Raw genomic sequence first — 7,793 nt, 5'->3', positions numbered from 1 at the left:
GTCTGATTCGGTTGTTGGAAAAGGCCCGGTTCACGGCCTTGGACGACGGCGACAGCCGCTATCGCATGGTCCTCAAGGCCCCCGATGGCCTGAACCTGACGTGGAACCTGCGCACTGAATTGGACGCGGGGCCTTTGGCCTTGCTCAAGTTGCGTCACTTCACGCTGCCCCGGCAGATTTTCCTCAGCGAGGGCGCCGCTCCCGTGCCCTATGCGCAGAGCGGGAGCTTTGAATGAGCTTGCACACCTTGATCACCCAGTGCCTGGGCGAGCGCGACCCGCTGATTCTGGCCCGCAGTCAGGCCGATTGCTGGCAACCGTGGCTGGAGCCTATCAGCGCCGGCTCGCCCGTGGGCGAAGACCCAGGCTATGACGATGATTTTCAGCGCATGCGCGAGGAGGTCAACAAGCTGTCCGGGGCGGATGCCGAGCGAGTGGTGCAACTGGCGGAGAAGTTGCTCATCCGCACCTGCAAGGACCTGCGAGTGGGGGCTTATTACCTGTGGGCGCGCGTGCAGCAGGACGGTGAGGCCGGTCTGGCTGATGGGCTGACCTTGCTGGCCGCGTTGGTGCAACGCTACGCCGACCAAGTGCTGCCAGCGCGGCCCAATAGCCGCAAGATGGCGCTGCAATGGCTGGCCGGCGCCAAGGTGCTGGACAGTTTGTCGCTGTACCCCGAGGTGGTGCGTAGCGAGGCGGAGCGAACGGTGGCGGCGCTGGCCTGGCTGGAGCGCGGGCTTGAAGCCTGGCCGCACGATCAGCGTCCTGCCCTTGACGCGCTGTATGGCGCGTTGTCCGCTCGGTTGACGCAGTCCGGCGGCGTGGATGCGCTGGTGCCGCAGTACAGCGCCAGTCACGAATCGAACTTGCAGACGACACCGGCTGCCACGGCCATCAAGTCTGGACGTGACCTGCTGGATAACGGTCGGGCGCTGGCGGGTTATTTGCGCGATCAACCCCAGGGCTGGCTGGCGGCTCATCGGTTGATGAAGAGTCTGCGCTGGGACATGGTGCACCAGGCGCCACCTCACGAAACCGATGGCAATACACGCCTGGCGTCCCCCCGTGGTGACTATCGGGCACAGCTCAAGCGGTTATACCTGCAACAGAGCTGGGCTGAATTGCTCGATCAGGTCGAACAGGTATACGCCGAGGGAGTGAACCATTTCTGGCTGGATCTGCAGTGGTATCTGTACCAGGCGCTGAGCAAACAAGCGGCCCCACAAGACAGTTGGGCAGACATCGTCAAACGTGATTTGGGGATGTTCCTCGAACGGCTGCCGGGCCTTGAGTTGTTGCATTGGAGTGACGGTATCCCGTTCGCCGACGAGACCACCCGCGACTGGATAACCCGGCACGTCAGTGGCAATCGCACGGAGCAATGGTTGCCGGCACCGAAGACGGTATTGACCACCGCAGACGCCGACATCCTGTCGTTGGAAGGCGAAGCCCTGGCCCAGGCCGACAGCGAGGGCGTGGACGTGGCGCTCGCCTGGCTGGCGGACCGGCCCGGCGTACACAGCGGGCGTCAGCGCTGGTTGCTGCGCCTGCTGATGGCGCGGGTGGCCGAGCAATACGGCAAGAGCGACCTGGCCATGCATCTGCTGGCGGAGTTGGATGCCAGCGCGCAGCAGCACGTTCTGGCGGAGTGGGAGCCGGAGTTGAATTTCGAGGCCAAGGCACGCCTGCTCAAGCTGTTGCGCTTGAAAGCGCAGCGCAACGACGCCGACAAACCCAGCCTGGCCCGGCGCATCGAGGTGCTACTGGCAGAGCTGGTGGCGATTGATCCGGTACGCGCCGCCGTGCTCTGCGGCTAACCCTCATTGATCAGGAGTCAATCTGTGAGTATGGACAATTTGACACTGCGCTACTTCGACGCCGAAATGCGTTACCTGCGCGAAGCCGGCAAAGAATTTGCCGAGGCGTTCCCGGACCGAGCTGCCCAACTCAACCTGGACAAGCCAGGCGCGCAAGACCCGTATGTGGAGCGCCTGTTCGAGGGTTTTGCCTTTTTGATGGGGCGCCTGCGCGAGAAGCTCGACGATGACTTGCCGGAGCTGACCGAAGGGTTGGTCAGCCTGTTGTGGCCTCACTATTTACGCACGATTCCCTCGCTGTCGATTATCGAGCTGGTCCCCGAACTGGCCCAGATGAAGCGCAGCGAGCCGATCGCCAAGGGCTTCGAGGTGTTGTCCCAGCCCATTGGCCCACAACGCACGCGTTGCCGTTACACCACCACCCAGGACTTGACGTTGCAACCGTTGGCCCTGGAGTCGGTGCGGCTGGCCTACGAGCCGGACGGTCGCTCACTGCTGCGCCTGCGTTTCGTCTGCGGCGCATTGAGCGACTGGAGCCAGATCGACCTGAGCCGCTTGCCGCTGTACCTGAATGCCGATGCGCCGCTGGCCAGTGCCTTGCATCAGGCGCTGACCCTGAATACCCAAGCGCTATACGTGCGGCTGTCGGGCCAGCCAGAGCGTCACCGGCTGGAGGGCCATTTTGCGCCTAAGGGGTTCGCCGATGAGGATCGGCTGTGGCCCAAGGGCGAGAGTGCCTTCAGCGGTTACCAGTTGCTGCTGGAGTATTTTTCGTTTCGTGAAAAATTCATGTTTGTCACTCTTTGTGGCCTTGAACAACTGAACTTCACCGCTGACACACCCTGGTTCGAACTGGACGTGGTGCTGCGCGAGTCATGGCCAGCCGAATTTAGCTTGAGCAGCGAACACCTTCGTTTGCACAGCGTGCCGGTGATCAACCTGTTCCCGCTGGAGTCGGACCCGCTGACCCTGGCGCCATTGCAAACCGACTATCTGCTGCGGCCCATGCGTTTGCAGGATGGTCACACTGAAATATATTCGGTCGACCAAGTCACTTCATCAAAGAACGCCGTGCGCCAGGACTACGTACCGTTCACCAGCTTTCGCCACCAGGGCGGCATGCTGCGCGACGATGCCCCCGAGCGTTATTTCCATACCCGTTTGAAGCGTTCCGCCAAGGGTTTACATGACACCTGGTTGATTCTGGGCGGTGACGGTTTCGACAAGGATCGACTGAGTCACAGTGAAAGCGTGTCGTTGCGCTTGACCGGCACCAATGGATTGCTACCGCGCAAGGCGCTGCAAAGCACGTTGCTCGACACCGTGGTGCAATCCACCCAGACCGGCTTGCGGGTACGCAACCTGTGTGCCCCCAACCTGCCGTGCTACCCGCCCAACCGTGATCGTTTTCATTGGCGCCTGCTCAGCCACCTGGGTTCGAATTTCTTGCCGATGCTCGATAGTGCCGAAGTGCTGCGTGGCACCCTGGCGTTGTATGACTGGAGCGGTAGCGAGATGAATCGCCGTCGTCTGGAGGCGATTGTCGAGGTTCGCCATCATCTGGTTCAGCGCTTCGAGAAAGGCTTCCTGCTACGCGGGGTGGATATCGAAGTCACCCTCGAGGCCAGTGGTTTTTCGGGGGAGGGTGACATCAGCCTGTTTGGCGAGATGCTCCATCGCTTCTTTGGCCTGTATGCCGATATTCATTTGTTCAACCAGCTCACGCTGATCCTGCAACCTACTGGAAAGTGCCTGCGATGGAACGAGAACCACAGTCAGCGTATTCCCGGCTGAAAGCCGTCGGACTCCTGGAGGCGTTGGACGGTTGGGTCGCCGGGGCCAATCTGTACCGCTTCTGTCAGTTGCTGGAACAAGCACTGCCCAATCATCCGCCGTTGGGCAGTACTGCGTGCCTGGCGAATGATCCGGTGCGCTTTCGGCCCGACCCCGGCATGGGTTTTCCGGCGGGAGAGCTGAAGGCGATCGAAACCTGCGAGGGCCATCCCCAACGTCCGGCGACGGTACGCACCCGTCTGTTGGGGCTGTACGGCGTCGACTCGCCGATGCCCACGATCTTTCTGGACGATATCGCCCAACGCCGTGAAGGCCATGAGGCGCTGGAGGCATTCCTCGATATTTTCAATCACCGGATATTCACCCAGTTTTATCGCATCTGGCGCAAATACTCCTACCCGGCGACGTTCGAGGCGGGCGGCGGCGATGCGACTTCGCAATGCCTGTTGGGGCTGATCGGCCTGGGGATTCCCGGCACCGCCGGGCAGGTCGCCACGCCGATATCGCGCTTCCTGGCGCTGCTCAGCACGATGCGCCTGCCCACCCGCAACGCCGAAGGTATCAGCGCGCTGGTCAAGTTACTTGCCGTCAACACCCAGGCCCGGGTGACGCCGCACTGGCCACAGACAGTGGCACTGGCGCAACCCGCCAGCCTGTCGAGGAGTCATCCGGTGAGCTTATGCCAGGGGACACCGTTGGGTCGCGTCGGCCACGACGTCAACAGCCAGTTGCACCTGGCGCTGTTCACCGAGGACCTGGGCGAAGCACGTGGCTGGTTGCCGGGCAACCCACTGCACAACGACTTGCTGGTGTTGTTGCGGGTGTATCTGGGCTGGCGTTGCACCACGAAATTGCAGTTGTCGCTGCCCTTACGCAGCCTACCCAAAGCGATGCTTGGCGGTGCGCCGGTGCTTCTGGGCCTGACCGGCGTGTTGGGCCTGGGTAGCGAGGCCTGTTGGGTCGCAGAGCACGACACCATCACCATCAACCTGGGCCGATACCAAGGTCTGCAGAGCAATCCTCAGTACAGAGAGACGCAGCATGTCACGTACCGTTTTTAATCTATTGAAGGTGTCGGTGCTCGGTGCACTGCTGGGCGGCTGCGGGTTGACCCAGACCGTGACCGACGCCACCACGTCCACGGCCAAGGCAATCTTCTACACGCAAGTGAAGACCCTGCACCTGGATTTTACCGGGCGGGCGGCGGTTAACAACGACGTGACGGACATGAGTGGCTTATCGGTGCCCACCGTCGTGCGGGTGTATCAGATGCGCGACAATAAAGTCGTGGCCAAGGCTACTTATGACAGCGTGTTGAGCGATGCCGATAACCTGCTACGCGCCGATTTGTTGGACCAGCAGGCAATGGTGGTTAAACCCGGAGAAGGCGCCAATCTGGACGTGCCCCTGAATAAGAACGCTCGGTTCGTCACCGTGGTGGCGTTGTTTCGCACCCCCGATACCCAGATGAACACTTGGCGCCTGACGCTGACTCGCGATGATCTGGACCCCGACCGGGCACGGGTAATCGAACTGGGCAACAACCGGCTGACCCTGCAACCGTTAGCCGAGGAGTAAGCCGTGAGTGAGCTGAATCCTTCGCTCTACGAAATGCTTTTGCAGAATTTTGCCGGCGAATTGGACCTGTGTCGCGTCCAGCAAGAGGACCAGTACACCCTGTCGGTGTTGGACAACCTGCAACGCATCCTCAACAGCCGGGCGGGAGCGCTCAGCCACTTGCCGGATTACGGCCTGCCAGACATGGGCATGATCCTGCAAGGGCTGCCTGCCTCTGCTCATGGGCTGATGGATACCCTGACTGTCACTTTGCTCAAGTACGAGCCGCGATTGGCGGCGGTGAACATCGAACTGTTGCCACAGACCCGGCCTGGCCACCTGGAGTACGCCCTGGACGCGCAGTTAAAAGGGGGCGAACGGATGACCTTTGGCGCGACCCTGGCGCCCGAAGGGAAAGTGTTGGTGCGTCACCTGAAGCGGCAGAACTATCTGGCGTAAAGCTGTAACGGAAGGGAAGCGGGATGACGGCTTTATTTGAAATGCCTATCCGGGTCGGCGGTGACCCGCGTGGCTTCAGAGAATTTACCGCGTTGCATGACGAGTTGGCCAAACTGAGTCATCCGGCATGCCCGGACGTCGACTGGGCTAAGGTCGAACGGTTGTGCTTGACGTTGTTCCACCATAACGGGGCAGAGCTGCACACTGTCGCGGCTTTTGCTCTGGCTTGTAGCCGACGCCACGGCCTGGAGGGTATGACGCAAGGGGTGACGCTGATCGAGGCGCTTTGCCGCGAATGGCCAAGCGTATGGCCACCGATGTCACCAGTGCGCCTGGACATCCTCGCTTGGCTGTTCGCGCAATTTCAGCCGTTGCTGCGCGGGTTGGAGATCGATACCCAAACATTGCCCAACTTGGCACGCCTGGACGGTGAGTTAGCCCGCTTAAACGCGCAATTGGAACATCAAGCGCAAGTCTCTCAGGTCATGTTGCAAGCACTGCGTCATCAGATCAGTGGCCTGATGCAGCGCCTGGCGCGAAATCTCCATGTTAGTGAGAGGGTACCGCAACTGAATAGGGTTGTGACACCGGCGTTGGTGATGCCGGTAGTGGTGTTAGCCAGCCAGCCGATACCTGAAATACCATCTGCGGTCTCGAAAGCCCGGAAGCGACGCATTGCTCTATGGTTATTTGCGGTGGCCGCCATTATCGCCCTGGTGTCTGGTTCTGGCTGGTGTATCGCTTTATCGACGTGAGCCCGGTCAATTACTTTTTTGCCATATTTGACCGTCCGTTGGATGGGGTGGAAAAGACAGCACTGAGTTTGTATTTTTTTGAAATGCTCGGTATTTCGTTTGACTGAAAATTTTTATTATTAAATCATTCGCGTGGTGTGCACTATTTTATTTTGCGATAGTTAATTTGTTGTTGGTGGGGTGTCGTTTTTTAAAGGTGAAAGCATTATGTTTAAAATAAATGTTATAAATTGTCAGGCGCATCTTTTATTTCGAGTGTTATAATTGAAAAGGCTCTAGCTTTTTTGTTTTTATGGCGGTTGCAAGGTGTGAGCTTTTTCCAGTTAAAATTTAGTCGTGTTTCTTGATAGGCGCAGAGAGTTTATAAGATGTTCTGGCGCCAAGATTGTGAAGGATGGAATGGCCGTCGATTTTAATCAAGGTAGATTGATAATGACTGAAGAAAGCTGTTTTGGAACACAGCCAATACAAGTTATCGCGATAACGAGCGGAAAAGGTGGAGTCGGAAGAACCAGCATTTCTGTGAACCTGGCCTTGGCCTTGGCCAATTCAGGCAAGCGAGTGGTGTTATTCGACGCGGATTTTGGGCTGGCAAACATTCATGTGCAACTCGGCTTCGATCCAAAACTCACTATTGTTGATATGATCAAGGGTAATTGCGAATTAAGGGATCTACTCCATCCTGGGCCTATGGGTATTAAAGTTGTTCCTGCTTCCTCGGGTCTGGATGATAGGGTAGAGTTTAACTCAGCGCTTTATGCAGGTTTAATTCAATCGTTCAGTGGTATTGAGAACAGCCTGGATGTATTGATAATTGATACCGCGGCCGGCATTAGTGAATCGGTTATCAGCATGGTTCGGGCTGCTCAGGAAGTCCTGGTAGTGCTAACCAGCGATCCAGCTTCTCTCTCCGATGCTTATGCGCTGATTAGCTTATTGCACCGTAGTTATGGATTGAGCCGATTTCGAGTGCTTGCCAATATGATGCGAAATGTCTATGAGGGCCTTCGCCTCTTTAAAAGGTTGACTGCCTTAACCGATAAATATTTAGATGTCTCACTACAGTTTGCAGGTTCAATACCCTATGACGATGCAATGCATAAGGTTGTACAGCAGCAACGTGGGATATACGAGGCGTTACCGCGTTCCGAGTTTTCGAAAGCAATGGATTCACTTGCATTGAAGTTCAATCGCTGGACTTTGCAGGCTGGACCTCGTGGCCATCAGGAATTTTTTGTCGAAAAACTAATAAGAATGCAAACTCGAAATGCAATATTTTAATCGAATTTGAAATATGAAGTGATGTTACTAATGTTGCTATGGTGTGCTCTATGGTCTTGTTTGTTCGTTAAGAACGAATTTTATAAATGACTTGATTTATATTTTTGAACATTTTATGGGTTTTTTCGGCT

Annotated in this window: 8 protein-coding genes; all 8 read left to right on the top strand. The window is 57.3% G+C overall.

Features of this window, described 5'->3' with window-relative positions; genetic code table 11:
• Nucleotides 1–236: hypothetical protein (locus tag AWM79_RS09120; protein ID WP_167375416.1), on the top strand; the 236-nt coding region annotated here is incomplete at its 5' end.
• Entirely contained in the window at nt 233–1,816 is a 1,584-nt protein-coding gene (gene tssA / locus AWM79_RS09115; protein WP_060782665.1) for a type VI secretion system protein TssA, read from the top strand. The genes AWM79_RS09120 and tssA, both read left to right, overlap by 4 nt.
• Nucleotides 1,817–1,840: 24 nt before the next feature.
• Nucleotides 1,841–3,610, top strand: a complete 1,770-nt coding sequence (tssF, locus tag AWM79_RS09110) for a type VI secretion system baseplate subunit TssF (RefSeq protein ID WP_060782664.1) — start codon at nt 1,841–1,843, stop codon at nt 3,608–3,610.
• Nucleotides 3,574–4,671, top strand: a complete 1,098-nt coding sequence (tssG, locus tag AWM79_RS09105; protein ID WP_060782663.1) for a type VI secretion system baseplate subunit TssG — start codon at nt 3,574–3,576, stop codon at nt 4,669–4,671. The genes tssF and tssG overlap by 37 nt, the downstream gene beginning before the upstream one ends.
• The gene (tssJ, locus tag AWM79_RS09100; protein ID WP_026013336.1) at nt 4,652–5,188 is read left to right on the top strand and encodes a type VI secretion system lipoprotein TssJ; all 537 of its coding nucleotides are present in this window, start codon (nt 4,652–4,654) and stop codon (nt 5,186–5,188) included. The genes tssG and tssJ overlap by 20 nt, the downstream gene beginning before the upstream one ends.
• A 3-nt stretch (nt 5,189–5,191) precedes the next feature.
• On the top strand, nt 5,192–5,626 hold the full coding sequence (gene tssE / locus AWM79_RS09095; protein WP_060782662.1) for a type VI secretion system baseplate subunit TssE: 435 nt from the start codon (nt 5,192–5,194) through the stop codon (nt 5,624–5,626).
• A gap of 23 nt (nt 5,627–5,649) precedes the next feature.
• Entirely contained in the window at nt 5,650–6,381 is a 732-nt protein-coding gene (locus AWM79_RS09090) for a type VI secretion system ImpA family N-terminal domain-containing protein (RefSeq protein ID WP_060782661.1), read from the top strand.
• A 432-nt stretch (nt 6,382–6,813) separates the two neighbouring features.
• Nucleotides 6,814–7,662 (top strand): MinD/ParA family protein, encoded by an 849-nt coding sequence (locus tag AWM79_RS09085; protein WP_060783963.1) that lies wholly within the window; start codon nt 6,814–6,816, stop codon nt 7,660–7,662.
• Nucleotides 7,663–7,793: the final 131 nt, after the last annotated feature.

It is taken from the genome of Pseudomonas agarici (assembly GCF_001543125.1).
Taxonomy (GTDB): Bacteria; Pseudomonadota; Gammaproteobacteria; order Pseudomonadales; family Pseudomonadaceae; genus Aquipseudomonas; species Aquipseudomonas agarici.
The sequence above is the reverse complement of the archived record's forward strand: the minus strand, read 5'-3'. Positions and strand labels throughout refer to the sequence as shown.

What these genes read in the sequence shown, in the direction of transcription:
- tssG (WP_060782663.1), top strand. Translation starts at nt 3,574, where the DNA reads ATGGAACGAGAACCACAGTCAGCGTATTCCCGGCTGAAAGCCGTCGGA.
- tssA (WP_060782665.1), top strand. Translation starts at nt 233, where the DNA reads ATGAGCTTGCACACCTTGATCACCCAGTGCCTGGGCGAGCGCGACCCG.
- AWM79_RS09085 (WP_060783963.1), top strand. Translation starts at nt 6,814, where the DNA reads ATGACTGAAGAAAGCTGTTTTGGAACACAGCCAATACAAGTTATCGCG.
- AWM79_RS09090 (WP_060782661.1), top strand. Translation starts at nt 5,650, where the DNA reads ATGACGGCTTTATTTGAAATGCCTATCCGGGTCGGCGGTGACCCGCGT.
- tssJ (WP_026013336.1), top strand. Translation starts at nt 4,652, where the DNA reads ATGTCACGTACCGTTTTTAATCTATTGAAGGTGTCGGTGCTCGGTGCA.